Source organism: Streptococcus mitis, from assembly GCF_047459985.1.
Taxonomy (GTDB): Bacteria; Bacillota; Bacilli; order Lactobacillales; family Streptococcaceae; genus Streptococcus; species Streptococcus mitis_DZ.
Genome location: NZ_JASHHD010000005.1, coordinates 29,614 through 55,747 on the forward strand (window position 1 = coordinate 29,614; position 26,134 = coordinate 55,747).

A 26,134-nucleotide genomic window follows, 5' to 3' on the forward strand; every position below is an offset into this window, starting at 1 on the left:
TTAGTCCTGCATCTGACGTTTCACCTGATAAGGGAGATACAAAATTTGTAAGACCAGTCCAGCTCCAAGGAGGGCTAGAAGGGCTAATTTTTCTTGGAGGGTAATCAAACCAACTACCAGTTGAACCAATAAAACAAAACCAGTCAATCCTCGGACAACCGCCTGTAACCCTTTTTCCTTTTGCCCCTTGTCTAGCGGGAAAAGTTGGGTCAAATATTGGTAGTCAAAAGCATGATAGAGGGCCAATAACTGAAAGAGCAGGAGATAGTTAAATAAAACTACCACAGCTGCGGCTATCCAAGCTTGCTCGATAAAGATCAAAGCCAGCAAGGATAGGAAGAGGAGGCGAAGACTGAGGGCAAAAAGATCTCCATTTCGCAGATAAGAACGAAGATAGAGGTTCTGCCAAATCTTGCTCGGCACCTTCTGAACTACTTTTAGGATAGCATCTAGATAAGCTCGTCTCTTGACACTGTTTGAAATTCCCTTGACTTGGGTAAAGAGGGCAAAGAAACGAAGTAAAAACTGCTTGCGTTTACTTTCTTGGGCAATCACATAGTCCCAGTCCAGATGATTTGCACTAAAAAACTTGCCAGCTTTTTTCTGAAACAGGAAATATTTCCCGACTCCCAATAGAAGAACATAGACCCCAAAAACTCCTAAACCTAAACCCATGGCTAAAAATAAAGGGGCAAAAAGAAGCAAAAAGAGAGTCTGTACACTGACCCAAAAGATGAAGGAAACTAGACTTTGCTTCTGGATATGTTCTCTTACTTCTTCTTCAGCTACTAAGAGAAAGAGCTTATCAGGTGCTTCCACATAGGTCGCTATTCCTCCCCAAAGTAAGAGTAAAACAGAGACAATCCCAATTAAACCTAGGATCGGTAAATGATTCTCAGGAAAATGCTGGAGCAGTTGACTATACTGATAGGCTAGAAAACCTACTAAGACCAGTAAAAACAAGACAAAGTGGTCATTGAGCACATAGCGCAGATAACCGACACACTCTTTACGAAAAGCCTGCTTTCGCTTTAGAAACAAGTCTTTCATCGGTCCTCCTCTTTGGTCAAAGCCAAATAGATATCATTGAGACTTGCTTCTGGCATGGCAAAAGCTTGTCTCAACTCTTCAAGATCCCCTTTAGCTCTCACTTGGCCTTTATGGAGAATGACAAAAGAATCACACATTTTTTCAGCAGAGTCAAGAACGTGGGTACTCATGAGAATAGACTTGCCTTTTTTCTTTTCAAGATCCAAAAGCTGAATCAAGTCCGAAATAGCCAAGGGATCAAGACCAAGGAAAGGTTCATCGACGATAAAGAGACTCGGATCCACAACAAAGGCACAGATAATCATGACCTTCTGCTTCATCCCTTTTGAAAAATGAACTGGGAACCAGTCTAATTTCTGATCCAAACGGAACATTTTTAACAAAGGTTCTACTCGCTCAAAAGCCACTTTTTGCTCAATACCATAAGCCATAGCAACAGTTTCAATATGCTCTCTAAGGGTCAACTCCTCATATAAGCTAGGCGTTTCTGGGATGTAGCCGATCTGCTTGCGGTAGCTAGTCGCATCTTCTTGCAAGGTCAGGCCATTGATATTGATGGAACCACTATAAGGTGTCAAGAGACCGATAATCTCATTGATCGTCGTTGATTTTCCAGCACCATTGAGACCAATCAAACCGACCAGCTGTCCACTCTCGACTGTAAAGGACACATCTTTCAAGACAGGGACATGAACATAGCCACCTGTCAGGTTTTTTATTTCTAACATATTTTCTCCAAATCTGGTATAATGTAGCTATATTATATCAAAATTCAATACAGTAGAGGTAGATTTTATGTCAGATTGCATTTTTTGTAAAATCATTGCAGGGGAAATTCCTGCTTCAAAAGTATATGAAGATGAGCAGATTCTTGCCTTTCTTGATATCTCTCAAGTGACACCAGGTCACACCTTGGTCGTGCCCAAAGAACACTATCGCAATCTTTTGGAAATGGACGCTACTAGCGCCAGCCAACTCTTTGCCCAAGTACCAACAGTAGCTCAAAAAGTCATGAAGGCTACCAAGGCTACTGGTATGAATATCATTGCCAACTGTGAAGAAGTCGCTGGTCAAACAGTCTTTCATACCCACGTTCACCTCGTACCTCGCTACAGTGCGGACGATGACCTCAAGATTGATTTTATCGCCCACGAACCAGACTTTGACAAACTTGCCCAAGTCGCTGAAACCATCAAAAACGCCTAAGGAGTTGCCATGAAATTATCCAACCTACTGCTATTTGCAGGAGCCGCAGCCGGAAGTTATCTGGTCACAAAAAATCGCCAAACCATCACAGATGAAGTCTTGAATACCACTGACCGCGTTCAAGCTATCAAAGACGATGTGGACATTATCCAAAACAGCCTGCAAATCATCGACCAGCAAAAAGAACTCATCAAGGAATACCAAGAAGACCTGACTTACAAGTTTAAGGTCTTAGAAAAAGATATCCAGACTAGACTAGCTGTGATTAAAGAAGCACAGGAAACTGAAGATAAGTAAAAAGAGCTATGAACTTTCCTTAAATCCATTTTAGGTTGTCAGTTCCAAACAAAAAAGAGGAATGAAAATGAAACAGTTTTTAAAAATTCTGGTGCAGATCATCCTAATCCCTTGTGGTTGCCTTAGCCTTCTTGCAGCCCTGGCATTTCTAGTACTGTTTTTTGCCTTCAGAGCCTCACCGAACGACATCCAAAAAGGGAATGAAACCTTAAAACAAATCTTTATCTCCCTTGACATGCCTCCTAAGAAAGTAAATTCAAATGGAAGGTATCAATTCGAGGGTGGAGGCTTACATTTTTATGTTACTTTCTCAGATGAGGTCATCAATACTCACCCTGTTCTAAAAGAAAGTCCAAAACTCACCAAAAACCGACTTGAAGTCTATGTCCTAAACACAGGAGATATTTCCTACAATTCAGTAGAAGACAACTTATTCAATCATGGTTTATTCCAATTTTTAGAGGAGGAAAGTAGGAATTATTTACAAGAAATCGGAAAGAAACCAAATCCTGATTACTTTATTCTCTCTTGGAAAGATCAAGAAAGTCTGAAAAAGGGAATTGCTTTCTATGAAAAAGCTTTGACCTTGGTGGATATTCAGGATAATTCGGCGATTAAGCGCATTGATACCGTCACCGTTAAGCCTGGCAAAGAAGCGGAGTTCAAGCAACTCATCCAAGATATGGATGCAGCTGGCTTACTCAAGCAAAAGTATAAATAATAGGCTAACTGGAAAATGATTTTTCGACGCTAAATTTTCAAAGATAATACAAAAAGAGCTCGACGGCTCTTTTTGTTTATTCTCCTTCAAAGGCATCTTTAATATGGTCAAAGAAGCCTTTTTTCTTTGGATTGACTTTCAAGTCCCCTGCAGCTGCGAATTCTTTCAAAGCTGCTTTTTGTCGTTCGTTTAAGCCTGTTGGAGTCACGACATTGACCGTCACGTATTGGTCACCAACAGCACCACCACGAAGACTAGGAGCTCCCTTACCACGCAAACGGAATCGTTTACCCGTTTGAGTACCCTCTGGGATTACCAATTCAACATCACCGTGAACGGTTGGGATATCTACAGTATCACCAAGAGTTGCTTGGACGATATTGAGGTTTAACTTGTAGAAAATAGTTGTCCCTTCACGTTCAAATTTATCGCTAGCTTCAACAGAAACGACTACATACAAGTCCCCATAAGGACCGCCGTTAAAGCCTGCCTCACCTTGACCAGCTAGACGAATTTGTTGACCAGTTTCGACACCTGCTGGAATTTTCACATGGACACTGTGGGCTTGTTTTTCATGACCTGTTCCATGACATGTTGTACATGGATCTTTGATTTCTTTTCCACGTCCATGACAGACATCACAGGTTACTTGACGACGCATCATACCAAGTGGTGTTTGAGTATCAACGTTAATAACACCAGAACCATGACAACGCCCACAAGTAACTGGACTTGTTCCAGACTTAGCACCAGATCCATTACATGTACGACAGCTTGCTTCACGATTGTACTTAACTTCTTTTTCAGCTCCAAAAATAGCTTCTTCAAAGGTCAAGTTCACACGATACTGGAGGTCATCCCCCTGACGAGGAGCGTTTGGATTGCGTGAAGCACCGCCTCCGCCGAAGAAACTTGAGAAGATATCCTCAAATCCACCGAAACCACCTGCTCCGTCGAAACCACCAAAACCGCCTGCACCACCAAAGCCACCATTAGCACCAGCAGCACCATATTGATCGTAAGCAGCACGTTTCTGTTCATCACTTAAGGTCTCATAAGCTTCTTGAACTTCCTTGTACTTTTCCTCAGCACCAGGCTCTTTGTTGATATCTGGGTGATATTTTTTAGATAATTTCCGATAGGCTTTCTTGATCTCATCTTGAGATGCATTCTTTGAAACGCCCAAACGGTCATAAAATTCAGTATTGTTCATAATTTAAGATACAAAGGGCGTCAAACGGACACAGCCAAAATAGGAGTTTTGACGACGGACGCTTACGTCCTAGAAAAAACTATCCTTTTGGCACAGTCCGTAGCCCGTGTTCAATTTCCTGAACACACTTGTTCCTTTCTATAATTGTTGCGAAACGAATCAACATATTAGTGTCGTTCCTTTTTACCGAAAAACAGAGGCTGGGTTACAACCTCTGGATTTCTTCCTATCATTACGACGTTCTAAAACAAAGTCGATTATACTTTGTTTTTGAACTAGTAAGGCTGAATTGATTTTCGGATTAAAGGAATCCTAAAATCTCGGAACCTTTCTTTATTTCAAGAGGTTCCGCTAAAACAATCCACTGGATTGTTTTACTTCTCCGTAAACTCTCCGTCTACGACGTCATCGCCTGCATTTCCTGTTGCTTGTGCGCCTTCTGCTCCTGCTTGGGCTTGTTGCGCTGCTGCGGCTTGTTCGTAGAGTTTAACCGCAAGTCCTTGAGCTTTTTCGTTCAATGCTTCAAGTTTTGCTTTCATGTCGTCCAAGTTGTTGTCTTCTTGAGCTTTCTTAAGATCATCAAGGGCAGCTTGGGCAGCATCACGTTCTGCATCGAAGCCTTTACCTTCAGTTTCTTTGATTGTCTTTTCAGTCGCAAAGATAGCTTGGTCTACTTCGTTACGAAGGTCTACTTCTTCTTTACGTTTCTTATCTGCTTCAGCGTTAGCTTCTGCATCTTTCATCATGCGGTCGATTTCTTCGTCTGTCAAACCTGAGTTAGATTGGATAACGATTGTTTGTTCTTTTTGAGTTCCAAGATCTTTGGCTTTAACAGATACGATACCGTTCTTATCGATGTCAAATGTTACTTCGATTTGTGGAATACCACGAGGTGCAGCTGGGATATCTGTCAATTGGAAACGTCCAAGAGTCTTGTTATCTGCTGCCATTGGGCGTTCCCCTTGAAGAACGTGGATATCAACGGCTGGTTGGTTGTCTGCTGCAGTTGAGAAGACTTGTGATTTAGAAGTTGGAATTGTAGTGTTGCGGTCGATGAGTTTTGTGAAGACTCCACCCATTGTTTCGATACCAAGTGACAATGGCGTTACGTCAAGAAGGACAACGTCTTTAACATCACCAGTGATGACACCACCTTGGATCGCAGCTCCCATAGCAACTACTTCATCAGGGTTAACTGATTTGTTTGGTTCTTTACCAGTTTCAGCTTTAACAGCCTCAACAACTGCTGGGATACGAGTTGAACCACCGACAAGGATCACTTCGTCGATTTCTGACAAGCTCAAACCTGCATCTGAAAGGGCTTGGCGAACTGGAACTTTTGTACGTTCTACAAGGTCACGAGTTAAGTCATCGAATTTAGCACGAGTCAAAGTCATTTCCAAGTGAAGAGGTCCAGCTTCACCAGCAGTGATAAATGGCAAGCTGATTTGTGTTGACGTTACACCAGAAAGGTCTTTCTTAGCTTTTTCAGCTGCGTCTTTCAAACGTTGAAGAGCCATCTTGTCAGCTGACAAGTCGATGCCGTTTTCTTTCTTGAATTCTGCTACCAAGTGGTCGATAATTTTTTGGTCAAAGTCGTCACCACCGAGTTTGTTATCCCCTGCAGTTGCCAATACGTCAAAGACACCATCACCCAATTCAAGGATAGATACGTCGAATGTACCACCACCAAGGTCGAATACCAAGATTTTTTCTTCTTTGTCAGTCTTGTCCAAACCATAAGCAAGAGCTGCCGCAGTTGGTTCGTTGACGATACGTTCTACTTCAAGACCAGCAATTTTACCAGCGTCTTTTGTTGCTTGACGTTGAGCATCGTTGAAGTATGCAGGAACCGTAATAACAGCCTTAGTTACTTTTTCACCAAGGTATTCTTCAGCGTAACCTTTCAAGTATTGAAGGATCATAGCTGAGATTTCTTGTGGAGTGTATTCTTTACCGTTTGCAGAAACTTTTTCAGAAGTTCCCATCTTAGATTTGATAGAGATGACTGTATCAGGGTTTGTGACTGCTTGACGTTTTGCTGCATCACCAACGATGATTTCGCCGTTTTTGAATGAAACTACAGATGGAGTTGTGCGGTTTCCTTCTGGGTTTGCGATAATCTTGCTTTCAGTCCCTTCAAGAACTGCTACTGCTGAGTTTGTTGTACCTAAGTCAATACCGATAATTTTAGACATGTGTTTTTCTCCTTAAATTTTATATTCTTTTTTTTGATACTCTTCTTAGGTGGCGGCGCCGTCAGAGCTTGACTCGTCAATCTCTTTGACTAAACTTTGAGCCTAAGGTCTCAAAGTTTGCGCAAATAACGCCACGCGAAGAGTATCGCCTTTGGTTCGCTTCGCTCACTATTAGTAAAGCTGAACCGTTTCTTATCTTTCTTTCATAGTTTAGTGTCGTTTCGGACAAGATTTTTAAAGTCTTTAGCCTAGTTATACACAACTACCATAGCCGGTCTTAAGATACGATCATGGAGTTTGTAGCCTTTTTGGAAGACTTGTGCGATGGTGTCTGCTGGGTGTTCATCATCTGCTGGGAGAGTTTGGATGGCCATGTGGTAGTTATGGTCAAATTCACCGTCAGCTGCGATTTCTTCGATTCCTTCTTCTTTCAAAGCATGAATCAAGCTTTCTTGCACCATTTCCAAGCCCTTCTTCACGTCATCTGTCAATCCTTCAACTGCAAGGGCACGCTCAAGGTTATCCAATGAAGGGAGAATCGCTTTTGCCAAGTCCTGGCTACGATAACGTTGCAAATTTTGACGTTCTTCATTGGCACGGCGCTGGATATTTTGCATTTCTGCATGAGCGCGAAGGTATTTGTTTTCGAACTCATCTGCACGTTCATTTGCCAAGTCCAATTCAGATTTCTCAGGAGTTGTTTCTTCTACCGTTTCCACAACTTCCTCTTCTTGAACTTCTTCTACTTCTTCATTTTTTATATCTTGGGCCATTTTCGCCTCCTTTAATGATTTCACTCTTAATGTACTTCGTAATGATTACTGCTGAGATAGCGGTAAAAATCTGTCAACTTCATGGTTAAAACACGATTGACTACATTGACTTGGTTGATTAGCTGTTGGTAATCCAGATTGACCGGACCGATAATGGCTAGAATTCCAACTCCCCGATAAGGAATAAGAAACTTGCTACTAATCACAGCTAGATCAGCTAGACAGGACTCTTGACTGTCTGCAACACGAACATTTTGCATCTGATCCTCATGCAGCCCCTCACGAATCTCCAAGGCCACCTTTTGCGGTTGGTCAAAGAACTGATAGGCCGCTAGATTGGCAAAATTCAAGAGATTGACCTTGCCCGCCACCACAATGTTTTCGTTGAACATTTCCTTAAAGATGTGTTCAAAGAGATCGATGACATTGTCCGTTGTTGTAAAGTAACGCTGGATAATCTGCGGAATCTCCGTCCGAATCTTGTAGTGAATATCTAGAACGGTGTGACCGAGGAAACGTTCCTGAATGATGCTCTTTAGTTTTAGCAAATCCTCCTGCAAAAAGTTCCTTGGAATCAAAAACTGACTGGTAACTGTTCTAGACTCATCAAGCGTAAAAACAGCAAGAGCTGTATGTTGCCCGAGGACAACAATATCAAAAGCTGTCAGCTTCTGCCTACTTGGTTCGACATCCAGTGCTACAACCGTACAACCACTCAAGTCTGTCAAGATTTTCGTTGCCTCTTGAAAGATATCCTCAAGTTTGAAGAACTCCTGATCAAAGGCTTTTACAATCTCATAAACTTGATTTTCAGCTAAACGGTCAAAGGATAGGGAGTGTTTGACATAGTATTGAAAACCAGCCACACTCGGCATCCGACCACTGGAAGTATGAGCCTTTTCAAGCAAACCTTGCTTTTCGAGAGCTGCCATATCATTTCGAATGGTAGCACTACTAGAGTTAATAGACTCTTGCAAGGCTTTGGATCCGACAGGTTCGTGCGTTTTGGTAAAGATGTCAACAATCAGATTTAAAATATCCTGCTGACGCTCTGTAACCATCTCATCACTCCTCTCTGTCTGATCAATTAGCACTCGATGCACTCAAGTGCTAACTTATGATTCTATTATACACCCTTAAAAGAGAATGTCAAGACAAAAACTCAAAAAATTAGCACTCTTTTATCAAGAGTGCTAAAAATCAGTCTAAAGACCTAGAAACTTACTATCCATCTGCTCGGTATTTCCTCTTTAGTCTGAAATAACCATAGATTAGATAAGAAAACATTAAAGTATTTAAAACAAAAATAATGAAGAAAGACATAGAAAGATCTTCTCTAAACAAACTCATACAAACAACAAGGCCACCTAAGAAAGTAGATGTACATAAACGAAGTCTATATTGTATAACTGCCCATCTGAACCCCTTACTTATATAGACTTGATCCTCCGTAAGTAAATCAGAAGATAATTTACGAAGAATTGAACAAGAACCTGTCTCTATCAATTCCCAACCTCTATTTCGAAAATCTTGCAGTTCATGCTTATACTTTTTAAGAAATCTAGAATCATAGATACGGTAGATGATATCGTCCGGTTGACATTGGTCAAAATAGAAAAAACCAAAACGATTTCTACTATATTTCCAACCTTTTAAATGCATCTCATGTAAATATTCTTCTTTCTTGTCCAAATCAAGAATAGTGAAGATCCGAAATTGTAGTTTGCTTTTCATTGTTTGACCTCCAAACTAGAAAACATTCATGCTTTTATTTATCAGATAATTCTTTCCACTTTTGAAACAATCTCCAAAGAATATAAGAAATCTGAATCGCATGAATTATCAATAAAACAAAATCTATTAAGACAAGCAAAAACAATTCCCAACTGAAAGAACTACCTCCACTGACAAACTGTGAGAAAACCGGTAGCAGAGCCGAAAAGATAAGCAAAAAGAGAAGCAAAATAGGAAGCATCCGCGTTGTTAAAATCCGTTTGACCATATCCAACTTGCCGGTCGCATCATTATAAATTTCAAACTCTGCATCCGACTCAATTCCAGAATGAAGCTTTCTAAAGTAGGAAAAACCATTAAAGTCTGTAATATGCTCCCAGCCACAGTCTTTAAATAGTTGTAAATAGGAGGCCCTCTCTGATTTTTTCATGGGATAAATGTCCAACTGATAAGACACCTGCTCCGGTTTGCACTTTTCAAAAGTATACTTAACCGCAATTACTAAGCTAGAGTAGCTTGCTTTCTTAAGTTTCCATCCCTCGGCATGCATTTTTCTAAGATATAAAGCTTCTCTATCATAATCCGCAATTGTAAAAATTCGATAAACAATTTTCTTTTCCATCATCCTTCCTCCCGACTGTTTCTATAGAGCCGTTCAATACGTTTCAATTCAATATCTAATACTTTGCGTCCCAAGTCTGTAATCTGATAGATTTTCCGTTTTTCCTCCTCTCGGACAAAGGAAATCAAACCATCCTTTTCCATTTTTGACAAGGTTCCATACATAGTTCCAGGACTAATCAAGACTTGCGAATCTGTCATTTCCTTGACCTTTTGTGTAATACTATAACCATGACGTTCCTTTTGCAGACAGAACAAGATATAAAAGCCCGTTTCCGTCATCGGAAGATAAACTCGACGAATCTTATCCGTTAATTCCATTTATAACCATCTCCTATCTTAGTTCGATATATCGCACTTCGTTATATAAAATATATCACACCTCGATATAAAATGCAATAAAAAAGACCGCCCTCAGGCAATCTTTCTTCTATATTAGTAAAGATCTAAATAATTATCAATTTCCCATTGTGAAACAAAGGTTGCGTAGCTTGCCCATTCGATTCGTTTAGCTTCAAGGAAGCTTGTGTAGATGTGATCTCCTAGGGCAGCCTTAACCACCTCATCCTCAGTCAAAGCCTTCAAAGCGTTGTGAAGAGTTGATGGAAGGTCCGTAATACCAGCTTCCTTACGCTCTTCTGCTGTCATGATGTAGATATTTTCTTCGATAGGAGCTGGTGCTTCGATTTTGTTTTCAATACCATGCAAACCAACTTCCAAAAGAACTGCCATAGCGATGTACGGATTAGCCATTGGATCCACTGAACGCAACTCAAGACGAGTTCCCATACCACGTGAAGCAGGCACGCGCACAAGTGGCGAACGGTTACGACCAGCCCAAGCAATATAAACAGGAGCTTCATAACCTGGAACCAAACGTTTGTATGAGTTAACCGTTGGGTTCATGATGGCAGTATAGTTGTAGGCATGCTTGATCAAACCACCAAGGAAATGATAGGCTGTTTCTGACAACTGCATTCCTTTTGGATCATTTGGATCAAAGAAGGCATTGTTTCCTTCTGCATCAAACAAGGACATATTACAGTGCATACCTGATCCAGCAATACCAAATTTTGGTTTGGCCATAAAGGTTGCGTAAAGCCCATGTTTGCGAGCAATGGTTTTAACAACAAGTTTAAAAATTTGAATCTTATCACAGGCACGTAGAACTTCATCATACTTAAAGTCAATCTCGTGTTGACCAACCGCAACCTCGTGATGACTCGCTTCTACTTCAAATCCCATTTTGGTCAAGACATTCACGATTTCACGACGTGTATTGTCCGCAAGGTCAGTAGGTGCCAAATCAAAGTAGCCACCCTTATCATTTACTTCAAGTGTTGGGTCCCCATTTTCATCCAGTTTAAATAGGAAGAATTCTGGCTCTGGTCCAAGGTTGAAAGATTTGAATCCCACTTCTTCCATGTGACGAAGAGCACGTTTGAGATTACCACGAGGGTCACCTGCAAATGGTTCACCTTCTGTTGTATAGACATCACAGATCAAACCTGCAACACTTCCATTTTCATCTCCCCAAGGGAAGACTGTCCATGTATCTAAGTCAGGGTACAAGTACATATCTGACTCATTGATACGTACAAAACCTTCAATAGAAGATCCATCAAACATAGCCTTGTTTGACAAGACTTTATCTAACTGTTCATCTGTAGCAGGAATTTCGACGTTTTTCATGGTTCCCAAAATATCTGAGAACATGAGACGAATAAAGGTAACATTTTTTTCCTTGACTTCACGACGAATATCTGCAGCTGTGATTGGCATGAGTTTTCTCCTTAATGTATGACTACTTGCGGTTGCCTAACCGCGACCAAAAGGTGACCGTACTGAAGCAAAACGCCCCTGTTGGAGGAGTTCATTGTGAAGTGCACGACGCACCTCAGTCTGACTCACCGCTTTCTTGGATTTCGCTTCACGTTCAGCATATTTTTTCTTAATGGCAGCGATATTATAACCTTCAGAGATATAATCTTTGATTTCAAGCAGACGATCCATGTCATTCAAAGAATACATGCGACGGTTTCCTTCGTTTCGATCAGGCTTAATTAACTCTTGATCTTCATAATAACGAATCTGACGCGCCGATAAATCGGTCAACTTCATAACACTGCCGATAGGAAAAACAGCCATATTTCGGCGAAATTCTTTTTCCTTCATTTACAATTTCCTTCTTTCTGTCTATTATAGTCTAAAAAAAGACAAACGTCAATTGATAATGTTATAAAATGTAACATTATTTTTCTTTTTTCTCTAAAAAGAGCCGAATACGATCAATATCGTAATTTACGAGAATTGCGACAAAAACTCCCATGAAAGTTTCTGATACACGCGCAAATACGTACAAAATTGTTTCTCCACTCGGAATCGATAGGGTAATGATTAACATGGCCGCTACACCACCAATAACACCTGCTTTGTTGTTCATGGCTACATTTGTCATAATGGTTAACATGGTGCAGATTGGGACAACTACCAAGGTCACCCAAAAAGCCTCGTGGAAAAAGGTATTTAATAGGAAGAAGAGGAGGGCATAAAGGCCACCGATACTATTTCCTAGAATACGCGAAGTTCCAAAATGAACACTCTTATCAAAACTCTCCCTCAGGCTAAAAACAGCTGTCAAAGCACCGATTTGAAGACCTTTCCAGCCAAAAAAGCCAAAAATCAAGAGAACTAGAAAAACAGCAATACCTGTTTTAAAGGTTCGCATACCAAGTTTGAACTGGGATTTATCGAATTTATATTTTTTAAAATAACTCATAATCTCAACTTTCTATTTCCATTTTATCATAAATTGGCTGATTTTATGAGCAATAGTTGAGAGGAAACGTTTTTATTTCAAGCGAAAGAAAAGAGGAACTGTCATCCCTCTCTCCTTTGATTCATTTATGAAATCTTATTTTTCTGTCAAGGCTGCAAGTCCTGGAAGAACTTTACCTTCGAGAAGTTCCATTGATGCTCCACCACCGCGTCACAAATACCTACACTAACACAAAAAGGTGACATAGCCACCTTTTTGTTAACGTTTCAGTTTTGTTCCTTTTTCTACAAAATCAGGATTTTGTAGAGACTAACGGGCTGAATTTATTTTTCTGTAAGTGCAGCCAAACCTGGCAATACTTTACCTTCAAGAAGCTCCATTGAAGCGCCTCCGCCCGTACTGATCCATGAGAATTTGTCTGCGCGACCAAGGTTAATAGCTGCGGCAGCTGAGTCACCACCACCGATGATTGATTTCACACCTGGTTGTTTCACGATAGCGTCCATCACACCGATTGTACCAGCTTGGAAGTCAGGGTTTTCAAATACACCCATAGGTCCGTTCCATACAACTGTTTTGGCACCAGTCAAAGCTTCGTCAAATTTAGCGATAGATTTTGGACCGATGTCAAGACCAAGGAAGCCTTCAGAAACTGCTTCACCTTCAGTGTCACGCACTTCAGTGTAGCCAGCAAATGCGTTTGCTTCTTTTGAATCAACTGGCAAGATCAATTTACCGTTTGCTTTTTCAAGAAGAGCTTTTGCAACATCCAATTTGTCTTCTTCTACAAGTGAGTTACCGATTTCGATACCTTGTGCTTTGTAGAATGTGTAAGTCATACCACCACCGATAAGGACTTTATCAGCTTTTTCAAGCAAGTTTTCGATAACACCGATCTTGTCTGAAACTTTTGAACCACCAAGGATCGCTACGAATGGACGTTCTGGAGTTTCAACTGCTTCTTGGATGTAGGCAATTTCGTTTTCAAGAAGGAAACCAGCAACTGCTTTTTCAACGTTTGCTGAGATACCAACGTTAGATGCGTGAGCACGGTGAGCTGTACCGAATGCATCGTTTACGAAGATACCATCTCCAAGTGATGCCCAGTATTTACCAAGTTCAGGATCGTTTTTAGATTCTTTCTTGCCGTCAACATCTTCGTAACGAGTGTTTTCAACCAAGAGAACTTGTCCATCTTCAAGAGCGTTGATAGCTGCTTCCAATTCAGCACCACGAGTGACACCTGGGAAAACAACGTCTTGACCAAGTTTTGCTGCCAAGTCTGCTGCTACAGGAGCAAGTGATTTACCAGCTTTATCAGCTTCTTCTTTCACACGTCCAAGGTGAGAGAAAAGAATTGCACGTCCACCTTGTTCGATGATGTACTTAATAGTTGGAAGAGCTGCTGTGATACGGTTGTCGTTAGTGATTACGCCATCTTTCAATGGTACGTTGAAGTCAACACGAACGAGGACTTTTTTACCTTTCAAGTCAACGTCTTTAACAGTAAGTTTTGCCATGTTACAAAAACCCCTTTATTTATTTTATTCGAAACTATTATATCACACTTTTGAAATATAAGGAAAGATTTCACAAGATTTTTCGATATTTAATCTTCATGTCATTTTAGAGTCTATTATTTTTGATTTTTATCACAAATTTTCTTTCTCAAATTTCATCTTAACACTTGTTAGATTTACTTTTATCCTTTAAAATAGAATAGGAGAAATTCCGTTATTATTTTTCGGAGGAAAAAGAAATGTCCATTAATTGGCAGGAAATTTTATTTCACTTTTTAGGTGGTCTGGGACTATTCTTATATAGTATCAAGACCATGGGAGACGGTTTGCAACAAGCTGCTGGAGACCGCCTTCGATATTACATTGACAAATACACAAGTAATCCCTTCTTAGGGGTCTTAGTGGGGATTGTCGTCACTGCCCTCATCCAGTCGAGTACAGGTGTAACGGTTATTACGGTTGGACTGGTTAGTGCTAGTCTCCTCACCCTTAGACAGGCCATCGGGATTATCATGGGAGCCAATATTGGAACGACCGTAACGTCCTTCATCATCGGTTTCAAACTTGGCGAGTATGCCCTACCCTTGATTTTCCTCGGAACCATGTTCCTATTCTTTACAAAAAACAGAACAGCAAACAATATCGGGCGCATCCTGTTTGGTGTAGGGGGAATCTTCTACGCCCTCAACCTCATCAGTGCCGGTATGAGCCCTCTTAAAGACTTACCTCAGTTTAAGGAATACATGGTTACCTTGGGACAAAATCCTATCTTGGGAGTTGTGGCTGGTGCGGTAATTACCGTTTTGATTCAAGCATCTTCTGCAACTATCGGGATTCTTCAAGGTCTCTATGCGGGTGGCTTCCTCGACCTCAAAGGTTCACTACCTGTCCTATTTGGGGATAATATCGGGACAACCCTAACAGTTATCATCGCGGCAGCTGGAGCCAATGTCTCTGCGAAACGCGTTGCTGCAACCCACGTCACCTTTAACGTGTTAGGAACTATCCTTTGCTTAATCTTATTAGGCCCCTTCACTGCTATGATTGAGTACTTCCAAGCACTCCTTCACCTCTCACCTGAGATGACTATTGCCTTCTCTCACGGTGCCTTTAACGTAAGTAACACCATTGTACAATTTCCATTCATCGGAGCCTTGGCTTTCTTTGTAACCAAACTCATCCCTGGTGAAGACGAAGTTGTCAAGTACGAGCCGCTTTACCTTGATGAGCATTTAATTAAACAAGCTCCATCAATCGCTCTCGGAAATGCGAAGAAAGAACTCCTTCACTTAGGAAATTATGCTTCTAAAGCCTTTGACCTTTCATACAACTACATCATTGACCTCAATGAAAAGGTTGCTGAAAAAGGTCACAAGACAGAAGAAGCCATCAATACCATCGATGAAAAATTGACTCGTTACCTTATTACTCTTTCAAGTGAAGCCCTTAGCCAGAAAGAAAGTGAAGTGCTGACCAACATCCTTGATTCATCCCGTGATTTGGAACGGATCGGGGATCATGCAGAAGCCCTAATCAACCTGACTGACTATCTTCAACGTAAAAATGTTGAGTTCTCTGAAGCTGCTTTGCAGGAATTGGCTGACATTTATCAAAAAACTACTGGCTTTATCAAGGATGCCCTTGATAGCGTGGAAAACAATGATATCGAAAAAGCTCAAAGTCTGATTGAACGCCATAAAGAAATCAACAATATGGAACGTGTTCTCAGAAAGACCCACATCAAACGCCTTAACAAGGGTGAGTGTTCAACACAAGCTGGGGTCAACTTTATCGACATTATTTCCCACTATACTCGTGTATCTGACCATGCCATGAACCTTGCTGAAAAGGTCATCGCTGAACAAATCTAATATCAATATGCTATCCTGAACAGGATGGCTTTTTCTTCTCCTAATACTCTTCGAAAATCTCTTCAAACCACGTCAACGTCGCCTTGCCGTACTCAAGTACAGTCTGTGGCCAGTTTCCTAGTTTGCTCTTTGATTTTCATTGAGTATAACCAAGAATTGCTTTTCTACCATATAGAAAAATGCTTTGATTCACAATGGAATCAAAGCATTTTAAATAGCTCCCCATACATAATCGCAGAAGCTGCAGTTCCTCTGTACTTGGCTTCTTCTCTTTTGATAAAGCGAGCCAAGTTGAGCAACTCAGGTGCCGGATGTTTGGGGTTTAGGAGCAATTCACGATTGACCAGGCCTGAGAGACGAACTGCCAGCAATTGCTCATTTGTAGTAGGCAGTTTTTTAGCAGTCTCTAGGAGAGCAGCAACTAAATCTTCACTCAAATCATGTCGAGCATGATTATAAAGATCTTTTATAAGGCTTTCTAGGTTTGGTTCTACCATCCCTACCACCTCCCTTATGTTTAATAATTTTTAATCAAATCAACCGTTGAACGATCCAATTTCTTCACCAAGGCTTGTAAGAAAGCTTGCGCTTCTAAGAAGTCATCCATCGCGTAGAGGGTTTGGTGAGAATGGATATAACGAGCGCAAACACCGATAGTTGTAGATGGGACACCACCATTTTTCAGATGAGCTGCGCCAGCATCTGTTCCGCCTTTACCACAGTAGTATTGGTACTTGATACCAGCTTCCTCAGCCGTTGTCAAAAGGAAATCCTTCATGCCTGGGAGAAGCAAATGACCTGGATCGTAGAAACGAATCAAGGTTCCATCCCCAATCTTGCCTTGACCGCCATAAACATCACCAGCTGGTGAACAGTCAACTGCCAGAAAGACCTCTGGGTCAAACTTAGTTGTAGAAGTATGAGCACCACGAAGACCAACTTCTTCTTGGACGTTAGAACCAAGATAGAGTTCATTGCCAAGTTTTTGACCTGACAGAGCTTCAGCTAGCTCGCTAACCATAAGAACCCCGTAGCGGTTGTCCCAAGCTTTTGAGATGATATTTTTTTCATTGGCTGTAAGGATTGCGCTACTATCAGGTACGATGGTATCGCCAGGACGGATGCCAAAACTTTCTGCCTCAGCCTTGTCCACAAACCCACCATCAAAGACAATATCCGCAACAGCAGGCATGGTTGGTCCACCCTTTCCACGAGTCAAATGTGGAGGGACAGAGCCTGAAATCACAGGAATTTCACGACCATCACGTGTTAAGAGTTTGAAACGTTGGCTACTGACCACCATAGGATTCCAGCCACCGATTTCTACAACACGGAAGGTACCATCTGGCTTGATTTCGCTGACCATAAAACCAACTTCATCCATGTGAGAAGCGACCAAGACGCGCGGTGCATCTGCAGCTTCTGAATGTTTAATTCCGAAAATACCACCCAAGCCATCTGTCACCACTTCATCCACATGCGGTGTCAACTTTTCACGAAGATAAGCACGAACAGGTGCTTCATGACCTGAGATTGCAGCAAGTTCTGTTACTTCTTTGATTTTTGAAAATAATGTTGTCATTTCAGTTCCTTCTTTCTTTCATCCATTTTACCACTTTTTATAGGAGAAGGACAGCGGAAAGGTGGATTTCTGAGTTAGGATCTTCGTCTTTCTCTATCTTAGAAAAAGATAGCATTCTCTTACATGTGGGGTGAAATCTAAGAAACTTTCCAAGATTAACTAAATCATTCATTCCCAAACAAAAAAAACAATTTAATAATATATTCGTTCATTTTTTTCACGAAATTCGCAGAAAATAGTTGACTCTGCCTTCTTATTTCTTTAAAATAGTACAAAAATAGGAAAAGGAAAAAATCATGACCAAAACAATTCTTGTTACAGGTGGGGCTGGCTACATTGGCTCCCATACTGTTAAAGCTCTTTTAAATGCTGGCTATCAGGTTCATGTCCTAGATAACCTTTCTACAGGACACCGTTCAGCTGTAGATAATCGTGCAAACTTTAAACAACTTGACGTTTATGATGCTAGTGCCTTAAAAGCCTACTTGGAAGAAAATAAAATTGATGCAGTTCTGCATTGTGCAGGTGAAATTGTTGTTAGCGAAAGCATTGAAAACCCAAGCAAATACTTCACTGCCAATGTTGCTGGCATGAACCAAGTTCTTAAAGTCTTATCTGAAGTTGGTATTCAAAAAATCATGTTCTCTTCAACTGCTTCCCTCTATGGTAATAACTGTATTGACAAGCCAGCGACTGAAGATACCTTGCTCGACCCTGTCAACCCTTATGCAGAAACAAAATTGATGGGCGAACGAATGATTTACTGGATGGCTAATCGCTATGATTGGAAATATGTCATTTTCCGCTATTTCAATGTAGCTGGTGCAGAAATGGATGCTTCAAATGGTCTCCGTGTAAAAAATCCAACTCACATCATTCCGAATATCAATAAGACTGCATTGGGACAAAATGATAGCCTGAAAATATTTGGAGATGACTACGATACGCGCGATGGTTCATGTATTCGAGATTACATCCATGTTTTAGATCTTGCACAAGCCCATGTTAAAGGAATGAACTACCTCTTTCAAGAAGACAGTTCTTCTCAAATCTTTAACTTAGGAACTGAGAAAGGCTATACTGTTAAAGAGATCTTTAAAACTGCCGAAGAATTACTGGATCAAAAAATCCCACACGAGATTGTTGCTCGTCGTGCAGGTGATCCAGCCAGCGTTCTAGCAGATGCATCAAAAGCTAAACAATATCTTGACTGGCAGGCCAGCTACTCCCTCGAAGATATTATTTTATCAGATTATCGTTGGCGTGTTAAAGAAGGCAAAAACATTTTGGAATAAATAACAGAAACATCAATCATAAATAAAAACACAGATAGATGACACTTAGTAAATACCAAGTATCATCTATCTGTGTTTTATACATTAGAATACAATCTTACTTTGAATTTCTTTTCAAAGTAAAGTGGTCTGGCACAGGGTCCTTGCCTGTTTTCGACCAAGGATGGCAACGTAATATCCTAGCCAAGCCCATCAAGACCCCCTTAAAGCCATGCTTTTCAATAGCCTGAATCATATAGTTGGAACAAGTAGGCTCAAAGCGACAAGAGGGTGGAAAGGCTGGTGAGATAAAACGTTGGTAAAAGCGCACAGGCGCTATTAAAATTCGTTTCATTATTTCTTGGTTACAGCCATGGTGTGTAATTGGCTGATTTCTTTTTTATTAAGGCGTCGGGATTCACCTGGACGAAGTCCTGTCAAGTCTAAATGCCCAAAACGTGTCCGAGACAGTTTATCTACTTGGAGACCGACAGCTTCAAACATTTTTTTAACCTGATGGTTACGCCCTTCATGGATAGTCAACTGTACCACTGAGCGATTTTTGACTGGATCCACTTTGAGAATTTCATAAACAGCTGGCTTGGTTTTCTTGCCATCAATCTCAAGACCACGAGTCAAGGGACGGAGATTATCCTTATTGGCCACACCTTTAACACGCGCCACATAAACCTTGTCGATCTCATTACGAGGGTGAATCATCTCATCCGTAAAATCCCCATCATTGGTCAAAATCAAAACACCTGATGTATCCCAGTCCAAACGACCTACAGGGTAGATGCGCTCTTTCACATTGGGCAAGAGGTCGACAACCGTCTTGCGGCCCTTGTCATCTGTCACACTGGAAATCACACCGCGGGGTTTGTTTAGCAGATAATAGACCTTTTCTTCGTTGTAGATTGGTTGTCCTTCAACTTCGACCTTGTCACCTGACTTGATGGTCGTTGCGAGTTCACGTACCACTTGGCCGTTGACCGTCACCAAACCTTGCTTGATCAACTCTTCTGCTTTTCTCCTACTGGCCACACCTGCGTGGGCAATATACTTATTGATTCTCATCTTCTTCTATCCTTTCACCAAATAATTGGCTTTCTTGGGCTTGAATGTCAAGCTCATCAATCACTGGCAATTCTTCTAAATGGTTAATTCCCATGTAATCTAGGAAATAATCCGTTGTCACATAGAGGTTGGGACGCCCCAACACTTCTTTTTTTCCGTCTTCCTTTATCAGGTCAAAAGCCTGCAACTTTGCTAAAGCCCCACTCGAGTTAACCCCACGGATAGCATCAATTTCTATCCGTGTGATGGGCTGTTTGTAAGCAATGATGGACAAGGTTTCAAGGGCAGCCCGAGATAAACTCTGGTTGATAGGCGCCTTAGAGTATTCCTTCAAAATCTCTGCAAATTGAGGCTTGGTCACCAATCTATAAGCGCCACCTGTCTCAATCAGAGCCAAACTGGAATCTGGGTCCTTTTCATACTTCTGGGCTAATTTTTCTAAACTCTGCTGGATGCCTGTTGGTGGCAAAGAGAGGAGTTCAGCTAACTGGCGGACTCTAATCCCATCTTCACCCGCTACAAACAAGAGCGCTTCTATTTTTGCTAAAGTACTCATCTTTCCTCTCTATCAAGTCTAGCTTTGGGCCACTTGACTTTCTTCCTTCTTTTCCATGAGATAGATATCCCCAAAACTCTCATTCTGCACTAGAGTTAACTCCTGAGTTTTGATTAACTCTAAAGTTGCTAAAAAGAGTGTAATGACCTCTTGGACATTCTGAGCTTCCTTGAACAAATCCTGCAAGCGCAATTGATCTCGTCCAGTCAAGGACTCTTTTACGATGACCATCATGTCCTCAATCTTGTACTCATCCCGCAAGATAGTCGTGTGATTTTGTGCAAACTCTTCTTTTTTCTTGGCTAAGATATTTGAAAAAGCCAAAAAGAGATCAATGGTCGTCTTGTCATGCACAAGCTCCGCATCCTCGTAAATCAACTCTGTCGGCGCTTTGGAATAGTACTGGGCCCGTTCTTGGTGCTTGGCTTCCAAGTGCTCACCCAAAAGCTTGAATTTGCGGTATTCTTCGATTTGAGAAAGAAGATCCTGCTCCAGGTCATCTTCCAAGTCTGTCACTTCTGCTACCTTTGGAAGAAGCTTGCGGCTCTTAATCAGCATGAGCTGACTGGCCATGACCATGTACTCGCCCGTCACTTCCAGACGCATGGCCTGCAGGGTTGAGACATAGGCTAGATACTGTTCGATGACTTCCGTAATGGGCACATCGTAGATATCCATCTGGTACTTAGAAACCAGGTGCAAGAGTAAGTCCAGGGGCCCTTCAAAATCTTTTAACTTAATATCCATTATCTATATTTTTCTAAGGTCAGGACTGTTTTTAATCCTAATTTTTTTGCAATTTCGTACAAATCGACCTTGTTTTCTATTTGTCTTAGAATGAACTGTTCCCGCAAGGCTTGGGCTGACAGAGCTGGAAAACCTTTCTCCTTGACAAAAGCTCCTAACTGACGAAAGGCCCACTGACGAGAATAGGCTTTCCCTCCTCTCTCAAAAAGATAGGTCTGCCCCATCAAGGGTTCCAATTCTGAAAGCAAGGTCGTGGGAATGGTGACAATCCTCTGTTGGGAAGCCTTCTTGATTCGCAACACCTGAAAATCCAGATTGATATCCTCAACCTTGAGAGCCAAAATCTCACTCGGCAAGAGCCCCATTTCTAGGATCAAGAGCGCCAGTAAGCGCCCCTCTGGATAGTCACTTTCCTGCCAAAAGGAGGCTAGGTCTAGAATTTTTGGCTTTTCGGTCCTCTTCTCAGCTTGTTTAGCTAATTCCAAACGGTAAAAACTATCCACTTCTCCTTTTTGATAGAGAAAGTAGAGAAATTGATTACAGGCCGAAATCTTTCGCTTCTGGGCACTGATTTTTAGATTGGCTAGTTGGGCTTGGTAAATCTTGAGACTGGTCTCAGAAATCCGCTCTCCTATAATGTCTAAAAATTGTTCCAGATCATACTTATAGGACTGCTTGGAATTAGTAGATAAGCCTTGCTTTTCCTCTAAAAAGGCTGAAATCCTGTCTCTCATTTGCATCGAATCTCATATTCCTTACTAAAGTCATGCAAGAGAGCATTGACTGCCTTGAGAATAGACTTGCGCGTGATGATTCCTTGGAAAATCCCTGACGCGTCCACAACCGGTAAGAAGGACTCATCTACCAGCTTGTGCAAGACCTCCGTAATGGTAAAATCAGGCGAAACAACCGCTACGTCGATTTTCGTCATGTGGACAATGTCCGTATCCGCCATGATTTCTTGACTCAGGTCATGCTCCATCTGATAAGCCATAATATCTCTGAGCCCAATTGTCCCAACAAACCGTTTTTCATCTGTCACAACGGGAACACGGGTATAGGTCATCTGACTGAGCAAGAGGGTCGCATGATCCGCATTATGGGTATCAATCAACACGGCCAGATTTGCAGCAGGGGTCAAAAAAGTTTCCTCTTGGCCTAACAAGAAAGTCTCAAACTCCTTGGCAATCATCGGCTAAACTCCTTGGACAAGCCTGGATACACCTCGTGGTCTCGTGTCAAAAAGTCCACTTTGAAATAACTATCATCAATTTCCACTCGAGCATAGAGACATTCTCTGATGGTCCCACGTGGTTGACTGATGGAACCTGGATTTAGAAAGAGGGTCTTGCCTTCCATCCAAGCATTTGGCACATGCAAGTGTCCATAGAGACAGATATCGGCCTCTTCTTCCTGAGCCCAGTAGTCCAACTTTTGAAAGTTGAAATTGATGTCAAACAAGTGACCATGGGTTTGGATAATCTTGGTCGAACCAAGCTCAGTCACCAAACGTTCTGGGTAGCCGGCGTAAAAGTCCATGTTCCCTTTGACGACACGGATGCCCTCCCAAAGTGGAGAATCCGGACGCAGTTCAGAATCGCCGTTATGAAAAACGGCGTCAACTTTGCCCACATAGCGATCACGGATTTCTTCCACAATCAAGCTATCGCCATGAGAATCGCTCATTACAATGATGGTTTGCTTTGCCATGATGGAAATACCTCCAAAAGTTTCTTAACGGCTAAGGCACGGTGAGATTGACTATTTTTTTCTTCAAGGGTTAATTCAGCTGATGACTTGCCTGTCTCCCCTACAAGGAAGAGAGGATCATAGCCAAAGCCATTTTCCCCCTTAGGTTCAAAGTTAATGTAGCCTGGCCAGTCTGCTTCAACAACCAAACTTTCCTTGTTTGGACTGGCTACGACTAGGGTTGTATGGAATTGAGCCGAACGGTCCTTGAGCTCAAAGACCATGGCCAATTCGTGCAAGAGCTTGGCATTGTTTTCCCGGTCAGTTGCTCCCACTCCTGCGAAACGAGCTGACCAGACACCCGGCAAACCGCCCAAAACATCAACTTTAAGTCCAGAATCATCTGCCAAAACCATCTTGCCCGTTAATTGAGAAATAGTTTCTGCCTTGAGACGGGCATTTTCTTCAAAGGTCATGCCTGTTTCTGCTACTTCAGGTAGGTCAGGGTAGTCATTGAGATTTTCCACATCGTAGCCTAGTTTGTCAAAGATAGCTCGAAATTCCTTAGTCTTGCCCTCGTTACGAGTCGCAATCAATAAGGTTTCTCTGACCTTATTTGTCTCAAAGAAAGCTTCTACATCAACACCTTCTTTAGGCAATTCTACATGCAGGAGTTGCCCATTTTCAACCAAGAGCAGAGCCCCCTGACGTTGGATGACTTCCACATCTCGTCCCATTTCTTGGTTAAGGATATCTACCACAAAGGACAATAAACGGTATAGAGAACCATAGCGTAAAACAGTAACCGAAACAGGAAAACCTCGATCCTCATCTCGAAATCTTTGGGCAAACTCTAATAGAGGAAAATCCAAGTCATCATCCGTCAAGGTCCGGACGCCACCAAAAATACCATAGGACCCGACATACCAGTCCTGGTCATCCTTATATTCATAAATTTTATTTGTCATAATTCTACATGCTCCACATGAATCTCTTTTTCCAGCCATTCTTCACCAATTTGTGCAAAACTTTGGCTGCTGGCTGTTGTGTAAAAACGGTGATGAAGTGGTCCAGCATCGCGACCACGATTGATTTCAAAATAATTGAGTAAGACTGAGATGTCCCGTACACACTCTGCCCCACTATCGATAAGCTGAACCTTGGGCCCCATAACATTTTGAATAATAGGGCTGAGAAGCGGATAATGGGTACAGCCCAAAATCAGACTATCCACCTTTCCAACCAGGGGACGCAGGGTTTCATAGACCACTTTCTTGGTGACACTGGTTGACAGGGCCCCAGACTCCACCAAGGGGGCAAACTTGGGACAGGCCAAACTCTCTACCTGTAAGTCCGGATCCAGATCATGGATTTTCTGACGGTAGATATCTGATTGTACCGTCATGGGCGTTCCAATGACTCCGATTTTCCCACCTTGACTGGACTTGATGGCTGCCGAAGCTCCTGGCAAAATCACACCCAAGACAGGAATGTCTAGTTGAGACTTGATTTCTTCCCAGACGACCGCAGTCGCAGTATTACAAGCAATAACAATCATTTTGACATCCTTGGTCAAGAGAAAGTTGACCAACTGCCAAGTATATTCACGAATTTGCTCAGCAGGACGAGGACCGTAAGGCGCCCGTGCCGAATCTCCAATATAGACGATTTCTTCATGGGGAAGCTGGCGCATGAGCTCGCGCACAACGGTCAAGCCCCCGACACCCGAATCCAAAAAACCAATTGGTCGATTATCCATACAGTCTTCTTTCTAGTCTTTTTTCTGATTGATAGTTCATTATGATTACTTGTATTTATGAACTGAATGTCAGCCTAATCAACAACTATCTCTCTTAATCATAATCAAATATCAATAGAATGCAAGGAAAAAGTCTTATCCCTAAACCATAGCCAACATAGTGAGAAGTCTGGAACTTTCATCCCAGACTTTTCCTTATTTATTTTTTCTTTTTATTGTTAGCAAGGGCTGCTTTTTGTTGGCGAATGATTTGGTGGTAAACTTGTTGTACCTTAGCTTCGCTTGGTTTTTGACCATTTGCACTCAAAAGGGTACGAACTGCTTCTGCATTCAAACGTGGGTTGTCCGCAAATTCTTTTTCGATTTGCTTACGCACCAAGTACATACCTCCAAGAGCTCCCCCTAGAAAAGCTAAAACAATCAAGACAATTGCCAAAATAAGATCCATAATATTTCTCCTGTTTCTTTTTGAGTCTTCTATATTATACCATAAAGTCCCCCGCCTGACTAGTTTGATTTACGCTTTCAAGGATGGAATAGACAGCAAAAAGAACCCTGCTTTTCTGCAAAAGAGGGCTCCTTACTGAGTTTAATTTAAACTGTTTTCTTCATAGGACCTCTCCTTTATATTGGTTTATCACTTTTATTATACACTTTTTCTAGATTTTTGTTTGAAGTCAGGATGAGTGAGGCTATAAAACGTATTACTCTTGTGCTTTCAAATAGTCTTCTTCAGACACAGGTTCGTTCCATTCCGTACTAGTATTTTCACCAGGAATTTCAAAAGCTAAATGAGAGAACCAAGAATCCTTGCTAGCACCATGCCAGTGCTTTGTATTAGCTGGGATGGTAACGGTGTCGCCAGGTTGGAGTTTCACAGCATCTTTTCCCCATTCTTGGTAATATCCTTGACCACCCACACAGATGAGGACTTGTCCCCCACCTTTAGTAGCTCTATGGTTATGCCAATGATTGCGACAGCCTGGTTCGAAAGTAACATTAAAGATTGGGAAAGCTCCATCCGAGATTGGAGCTAGATAGGATTGACCCACAAAGTATTGTTCATAAGCACTATTGTCTTGTCCAATTGGAAAAAATATTGAAGCTTGATAAGCTTCTTTTGCACTAGCGTCTGACGGGACATCCTCCGTCCAGATTGTTTTAGCTAGATTGAAAACGGCCCATGCTTTTGGCCAGCCTGCATAAAAAGCCACATGAGTAATGATGGCAGCAATTTCTTTTTTGCTCACTCCATGCTTCTTGGCATTTGCAAGATGGTAAGACAAGGATTGATCTGTGATACCAGACGACATCAGTGCTACAACCGTGATAATACATCTTGTTTTCAGGTCAATATCTTGGTTATTCCAATTTTCTCCAAAGAGAATATCATCATTAAAATGGGCAAATTCTGGTGCAAAATCACCTAGGGCATCTCTCCCTGCTGTTTGTTTGATTTTTGACATA

31 protein-coding genes are annotated in these 26,134 nt (G+C 41.7%); 5 read left to right on the forward strand and 26 right to left on the reverse strand.

Translation table 11 applies throughout. The features are described from left to right. Positions 1-1,050 (reverse strand): ABC transporter permease, encoded by a 1,050-nt coding sequence (locus tag QM959_RS04505; RefSeq protein WP_414371668.1) that lies wholly within the window; start codon positions 1,048-1,050, stop codon positions 1-3. Further along, positions 1,047-1,778, reverse strand: coding sequence for an ABC transporter ATP-binding protein (locus QM959_RS04510; protein ID WP_414371669.1), 732 nt, complete (start codon positions 1,776-1,778; stop codon positions 1,047-1,049). Before QM959_RS04510 ends, QM959_RS04505 begins: the two co-directional genes overlap by 4 nt. A gap of 67 nt (positions 1,779-1,845) precedes the next feature. Between QM959_RS04510 and QM959_RS04515 the strand changes: the two genes are divergently transcribed. From QM959_RS04515 to QM959_RS04525, 3 genes are all read left to right on the forward strand, one after another. After that, positions 1,846-2,256: an HIT family protein gene (locus QM959_RS04515; protein ID WP_414371671.1), complete on the forward strand. Its 411-nt coding sequence runs from the start codon at positions 1,846-1,848 to the stop codon at positions 2,254-2,256. A gap of 9 nt (positions 2,257-2,265) precedes the next feature. Further along, a complete protein-coding gene (locus tag QM959_RS04520) occupies positions 2,266-2,553 on the forward strand; it encodes a hypothetical protein (RefSeq protein WP_261074114.1) in 288 nt (95 codons plus the stop codon). 67 nt (positions 2,554-2,620) lie between these two features. Continuing rightward, positions 2,621-3,274 carry a hypothetical protein gene (locus QM959_RS04525; RefSeq protein ID WP_414371673.1) on the forward strand — a complete coding sequence of 218 codons (654 nt, stop codon included), beginning with the start codon at positions 2,621-2,623 and terminating at the stop codon, positions 3,272-3,274. A gap of 76 nt (positions 3,275-3,350) precedes the next feature. Here QM959_RS04525 and dnaJ read toward each other — a convergent pair whose 3' ends face one another. The 11 genes from dnaJ to QM959_RS04580 form a co-directional block, all read right to left on the reverse strand. Further along, complete coding sequence (gene dnaJ, locus QM959_RS04530; RefSeq protein WP_414371675.1) at positions 3,351-4,487, reverse strand: molecular chaperone DnaJ; 1,137 nt, start codon at positions 4,485-4,487, stop codon at positions 3,351-3,353. A gap of 374 nt (positions 4,488-4,861) precedes the next feature. Beyond that, the gene (gene dnaK / locus QM959_RS04535; protein WP_414320991.1) at positions 4,862-6,685 is read right to left on the reverse strand and encodes a molecular chaperone DnaK; all 1,824 of its coding nucleotides are present in this window, start codon (positions 6,683-6,685) and stop codon (positions 4,862-4,864) included. A gap of 248 nt (positions 6,686-6,933) precedes the next feature. Beyond that, on the reverse strand, positions 6,934-7,482 hold the full coding sequence (gene grpE, locus QM959_RS04540; RefSeq protein WP_414371677.1) for a nucleotide exchange factor GrpE: 549 nt from the start codon (positions 7,480-7,482) through the stop codon (positions 6,934-6,936). A gap of 2 nt (positions 7,483-7,484) precedes the next feature. Next, positions 7,485-8,519 (reverse strand): heat-inducible transcriptional repressor HrcA, encoded by a 1,035-nt coding sequence (gene hrcA / locus QM959_RS04545; protein WP_414371679.1) that lies wholly within the window; start codon positions 8,517-8,519, stop codon positions 7,485-7,487. A 163-nt stretch (positions 8,520-8,682) separates the two neighbouring features. Then, positions 8,683-9,192, reverse strand: a complete 510-nt coding sequence (locus QM959_RS04550) for a DUF2812 domain-containing protein (RefSeq protein WP_414371681.1) — start codon at positions 9,190-9,192, stop codon at positions 8,683-8,685. A gap of 34 nt (positions 9,193-9,226) precedes the next feature. After that, positions 9,227-9,814, reverse strand: coding sequence for a DUF2812 domain-containing protein (locus QM959_RS04555; RefSeq protein WP_348771860.1), 588 nt, complete (start codon positions 9,812-9,814; stop codon positions 9,227-9,229). Next, the gene (locus tag QM959_RS04560) at positions 9,814-10,134 is read right to left on the reverse strand and encodes a PadR family transcriptional regulator (protein ID WP_247934968.1); all 321 of its coding nucleotides are present in this window, start codon (positions 10,132-10,134) and stop codon (positions 9,814-9,816) included. Before QM959_RS04560 ends, QM959_RS04555 begins: the two co-directional genes overlap by 1 nt. Before the next feature lie 114 nt (positions 10,135-10,248). Further along, on the reverse strand, positions 10,249-11,595 hold the full coding sequence (glnA, locus tag QM959_RS04565) for a type I glutamate--ammonia ligase (protein ID WP_261076125.1): 1,347 nt from the start codon (positions 11,593-11,595) through the stop codon (positions 10,249-10,251). Between the two features lie 36 nt (positions 11,596-11,631). Beyond that, entirely contained in the window at positions 11,632-11,988 is a 357-nt protein-coding gene (gene glnR, locus QM959_RS04570; RefSeq protein WP_000659548.1) for a transcriptional repressor GlnR, read from the reverse strand. A 76-nt stretch (positions 11,989-12,064) separates the two neighbouring features. Then, entirely contained in the window at positions 12,065-12,592 is a 528-nt protein-coding gene (locus QM959_RS04575; protein WP_084947380.1) for an FUSC family protein, read from the reverse strand. 323 nt (positions 12,593-12,915) lie between these two features. Further along, complete coding sequence (locus QM959_RS04580) at positions 12,916-14,112, reverse strand: phosphoglycerate kinase (RefSeq protein ID WP_001096743.1); 1,197 nt, start codon at positions 14,110-14,112, stop codon at positions 12,916-12,918. Between the two features lie 239 nt (positions 14,113-14,351). Between QM959_RS04580 and QM959_RS04585 the strand changes: the two genes are divergently transcribed. Then, a complete protein-coding gene (locus tag QM959_RS04585; protein ID WP_414371683.1) occupies positions 14,352-15,983 on the forward strand; it encodes a Na/Pi cotransporter family protein in 1,632 nt (543 codons plus the stop codon). Between the two features lie 200 nt (positions 15,984-16,183). Here the strand turns inward: QM959_RS04585 and QM959_RS04590 are convergent, their stop codons facing one another. Beyond that, positions 16,184-16,480 carry a bacteriocin immunity protein gene (locus QM959_RS04590; RefSeq protein ID WP_084954033.1) on the reverse strand — a complete coding sequence of 99 codons (297 nt, stop codon included), beginning with the start codon at positions 16,478-16,480 and terminating at the stop codon, positions 16,184-16,186. Positions 16,481-16,500: 20 nt separating this feature from the next. Beyond that, positions 16,501-17,565, reverse strand: a complete 1,065-nt coding sequence (gene pepA, locus QM959_RS04595) for a glutamyl aminopeptidase (RefSeq protein ID WP_414371685.1) — start codon at positions 17,563-17,565, stop codon at positions 16,501-16,503. Positions 17,566-17,861: 296 nt separating this feature from the next. Between pepA and galE the strand changes: the two genes are divergently transcribed. Then, a complete protein-coding gene (galE, locus tag QM959_RS04600) occupies positions 17,862-18,860 on the forward strand; it encodes a UDP-glucose 4-epimerase GalE (RefSeq protein WP_414371687.1) in 999 nt (332 codons plus the stop codon). Between the two features lie 97 nt (positions 18,861-18,957). Here galE and yidD read toward each other — a convergent pair whose 3' ends face one another. From yidD to QM959_RS04655, 11 genes are all read right to left on the reverse strand, one after another. Then, entirely contained in the window at positions 18,958-19,194 is a 237-nt protein-coding gene (gene yidD, locus QM959_RS04605) for a membrane protein insertion efficiency factor YidD (protein WP_004245573.1), read from the reverse strand. Next, a complete protein-coding gene (locus QM959_RS04610; protein WP_001222228.1) occupies positions 19,194-19,916 on the reverse strand; it encodes a pseudouridine synthase in 723 nt (240 codons plus the stop codon). The genes yidD and QM959_RS04610 overlap by 1 nt, the downstream gene beginning before the upstream one ends. Continuing rightward, positions 19,903-20,472 (reverse strand): SMC-Scp complex subunit ScpB, encoded by a 570-nt coding sequence (gene scpB, locus QM959_RS04615; protein ID WP_414371690.1) that lies wholly within the window; start codon positions 20,470-20,472, stop codon positions 19,903-19,905. The genes QM959_RS04610 and scpB overlap by 14 nt, the downstream gene beginning before the upstream one ends. Positions 20,473-20,490: 18 nt before the next feature. After that, positions 20,491-21,219, reverse strand: coding sequence for a segregation/condensation protein A (locus QM959_RS04620; protein ID WP_414371691.1), 729 nt, complete (start codon positions 21,217-21,219; stop codon positions 20,491-20,493). Then, entirely contained in the window at positions 21,219-21,953 is a 735-nt protein-coding gene (gene xerD / locus QM959_RS04625; RefSeq protein WP_414371694.1) for a site-specific tyrosine recombinase XerD, read from the reverse strand. Before xerD ends, QM959_RS04620 begins: the two co-directional genes overlap by 1 nt. After that, the gene (gene cbpB / locus QM959_RS04630) at positions 21,950-22,411 is read right to left on the reverse strand and encodes a cyclic-di-AMP-binding protein CbpB (protein ID WP_414371696.1); all 462 of its coding nucleotides are present in this window, start codon (positions 22,409-22,411) and stop codon (positions 21,950-21,952) included. The genes xerD and cbpB overlap by 4 nt, the downstream gene beginning before the upstream one ends. Next, positions 22,408-22,929 (reverse strand): metallophosphoesterase, encoded by a 522-nt coding sequence (locus QM959_RS04635; RefSeq protein WP_020902175.1) that lies wholly within the window; start codon positions 22,927-22,929, stop codon positions 22,408-22,410. The genes cbpB and QM959_RS04635 overlap by 4 nt, the downstream gene beginning before the upstream one ends. After that, complete coding sequence (locus tag QM959_RS04640; protein ID WP_414371698.1) at positions 22,905-23,915, reverse strand: nucleoside-triphosphate diphosphatase; 1,011 nt, start codon at positions 23,913-23,915, stop codon at positions 22,905-22,907. Before QM959_RS04640 ends, QM959_RS04635 begins: the two co-directional genes overlap by 25 nt. After that, entirely contained in the window at positions 23,873-24,667 is a 795-nt protein-coding gene (gene racE / locus QM959_RS04645) for a glutamate racemase (RefSeq protein ID WP_414371700.1), read from the reverse strand. The genes QM959_RS04640 and racE overlap by 43 nt, the downstream gene beginning before the upstream one ends. Before the next feature lie 199 nt (positions 24,668-24,866). Further along, positions 24,867-25,115, reverse strand: coding sequence for a YneF family protein (locus QM959_RS04650; RefSeq protein WP_414319888.1), 249 nt, complete (start codon positions 25,113-25,115; stop codon positions 24,867-24,869). A 256-nt stretch (positions 25,116-25,371) separates the two neighbouring features. Further along, positions 25,372-26,133: a carboxymuconolactone decarboxylase family protein gene (locus QM959_RS04655; RefSeq protein ID WP_247934982.1), complete on the reverse strand. Its 762-nt coding sequence runs from the start codon at positions 26,131-26,133 to the stop codon at positions 25,372-25,374. Between the last annotated feature and the right edge of the window lies 1 nt (position 26,134).

Coding starts and splice junctions, on each gene's coding strand:
- QM959_RS04585 (WP_414371683.1), top strand. CDS start 14,352: ATGTCCATTAATTGGCAGGAAATTTTATTTCACTTTTTAGGTGGTCTG.
- scpB (WP_414371690.1), bottom strand. CDS start 20,472: ATGAGTACTTTAGCAAAAATAGAAGCGCTCTTGTTTGTAGCGGGTGAA.
- glnA (WP_261076125.1), bottom strand. CDS start 11,595: ATGCCAATCACAGCTGCAGATATTCGTCGTGAAGTCAAGGAAAAAAAT.
- QM959_RS04580 (WP_001096743.1), bottom strand. CDS start 14,112: ATGGCAAAACTTACTGTTAAAGACGTTGACTTGAAAGGTAAAAAAGTC.
- QM959_RS04575 (WP_084947380.1), bottom strand. CDS start 12,592: ATGAGTTATTTTAAAAAATATAAATTCGATAAATCCCAGTTCAAACTT.
- QM959_RS04550 (WP_414371681.1), bottom strand. CDS start 9,192: ATGAAAAGCAAACTACAATTTCGGATCTTCACTATTCTTGATTTGGAC.
- QM959_RS04590 (WP_084954033.1), bottom strand. CDS start 16,480: ATGGTAGAACCAAACCTAGAAAGCCTTATAAAAGATCTTTATAATCAT.
- dnaJ (WP_414371675.1), bottom strand. CDS start 4,487: ATGAACAATACTGAATTTTATGACCGTTTGGGCGTTTCAAAGAATGCA.
- QM959_RS04620 (WP_414371691.1), bottom strand. CDS start 21,219: ATGGATATTAAGTTAAAAGATTTTGAAGGGCCCCTGGACTTACTCTTG.
- yidD (WP_004245573.1), bottom strand. CDS start 19,194: ATGAAACGAATTTTAATAGCGCCTGTGCGCTTTTACCAACGTTTTATC.
- pepA (WP_414371685.1), bottom strand. CDS start 17,565: ATGACAACATTATTTTCAAAAATCAAAGAAGTAACAGAACTTGCTGCA.
- QM959_RS04510 (WP_414371669.1), bottom strand. CDS start 1,778: ATGTTAGAAATAAAAAACCTGACAGGTGGCTATGTTCATGTCCCTGTC.
- QM959_RS04635 (WP_020902175.1), bottom strand. CDS start 22,929: ATGGCAAAGCAAACCATCATTGTAATGAGCGATTCTCATGGCGATAGC.
- QM959_RS04655 (WP_247934982.1), bottom strand. CDS start 26,133: ATGTCAAAAATCAAACAAACAGCAGGGAGAGATGCCCTAGGTGATTTT.
- hrcA (WP_414371679.1), bottom strand. CDS start 8,519: ATGGTTACAGAGCGTCAGCAGGATATTTTAAATCTGATTGTTGACATC.
- galE (WP_414371687.1), top strand. CDS start 17,862: ATGACCAAAACAATTCTTGTTACAGGTGGGGCTGGCTACATTGGCTCC.
- QM959_RS04555 (WP_348771860.1), bottom strand. CDS start 9,814: ATGGAAAAGAAAATTGTTTATCGAATTTTTACAATTGCGGATTATGAT.
- QM959_RS04560 (WP_247934968.1), bottom strand. CDS start 10,134: ATGGAATTAACGGATAAGATTCGTCGAGTTTATCTTCCGATGACGGAA.
- QM959_RS04640 (WP_414371698.1), bottom strand. CDS start 23,915: ATGGCTGGAAAAAGAGATTCATGTGGAGCATGTAGAATTATGACAAAT.
- racE (WP_414371700.1), bottom strand. CDS start 24,667: ATGGATAATCGACCAATTGGTTTTTTGGATTCGGGTGTCGGGGGCTTG.
- QM959_RS04610 (WP_001222228.1), bottom strand. CDS start 19,916: ATGAGAATCAATAAGTATATTGCCCACGCAGGTGTGGCCAGTAGGAGA.
- QM959_RS04650 (WP_414319888.1), bottom strand. CDS start 25,115: ATGGATCTTATTTTGGCAATTGTCTTGATTGTTTTAGCTTTTCTAGGG.
- QM959_RS04525 (WP_414371673.1), top strand. CDS start 2,621: ATGAAACAGTTTTTAAAAATTCTGGTGCAGATCATCCTAATCCCTTGT.
- QM959_RS04520 (WP_261074114.1), top strand. CDS start 2,266: ATGAAATTATCCAACCTACTGCTATTTGCAGGAGCCGCAGCCGGAAGT.
- QM959_RS04505 (WP_414371668.1), bottom strand. CDS start 1,050: ATGAAAGACTTGTTTCTAAAGCGAAAGCAGGCTTTTCGTAAAGAGTGT.
- QM959_RS04515 (WP_414371671.1), top strand. CDS start 1,846: ATGTCAGATTGCATTTTTTGTAAAATCATTGCAGGGGAAATTCCTGCT.
- cbpB (WP_414371696.1), bottom strand. CDS start 22,411: ATGATTGCCAAGGAGTTTGAGACTTTCTTGTTAGGCCAAGAGGAAACT.
- glnR (WP_000659548.1), bottom strand. CDS start 11,988: ATGAAGGAAAAAGAATTTCGCCGAAATATGGCTGTTTTTCCTATCGGC.
- xerD (WP_414371694.1), bottom strand. CDS start 21,953: ATGAGAGACAGGATTTCAGCCTTTTTAGAGGAAAAGCAAGGCTTATCT.
- dnaK (WP_414320991.1), bottom strand. CDS start 6,685: ATGTCTAAAATTATCGGTATTGACTTAGGTACAACAAACTCAGCAGTA.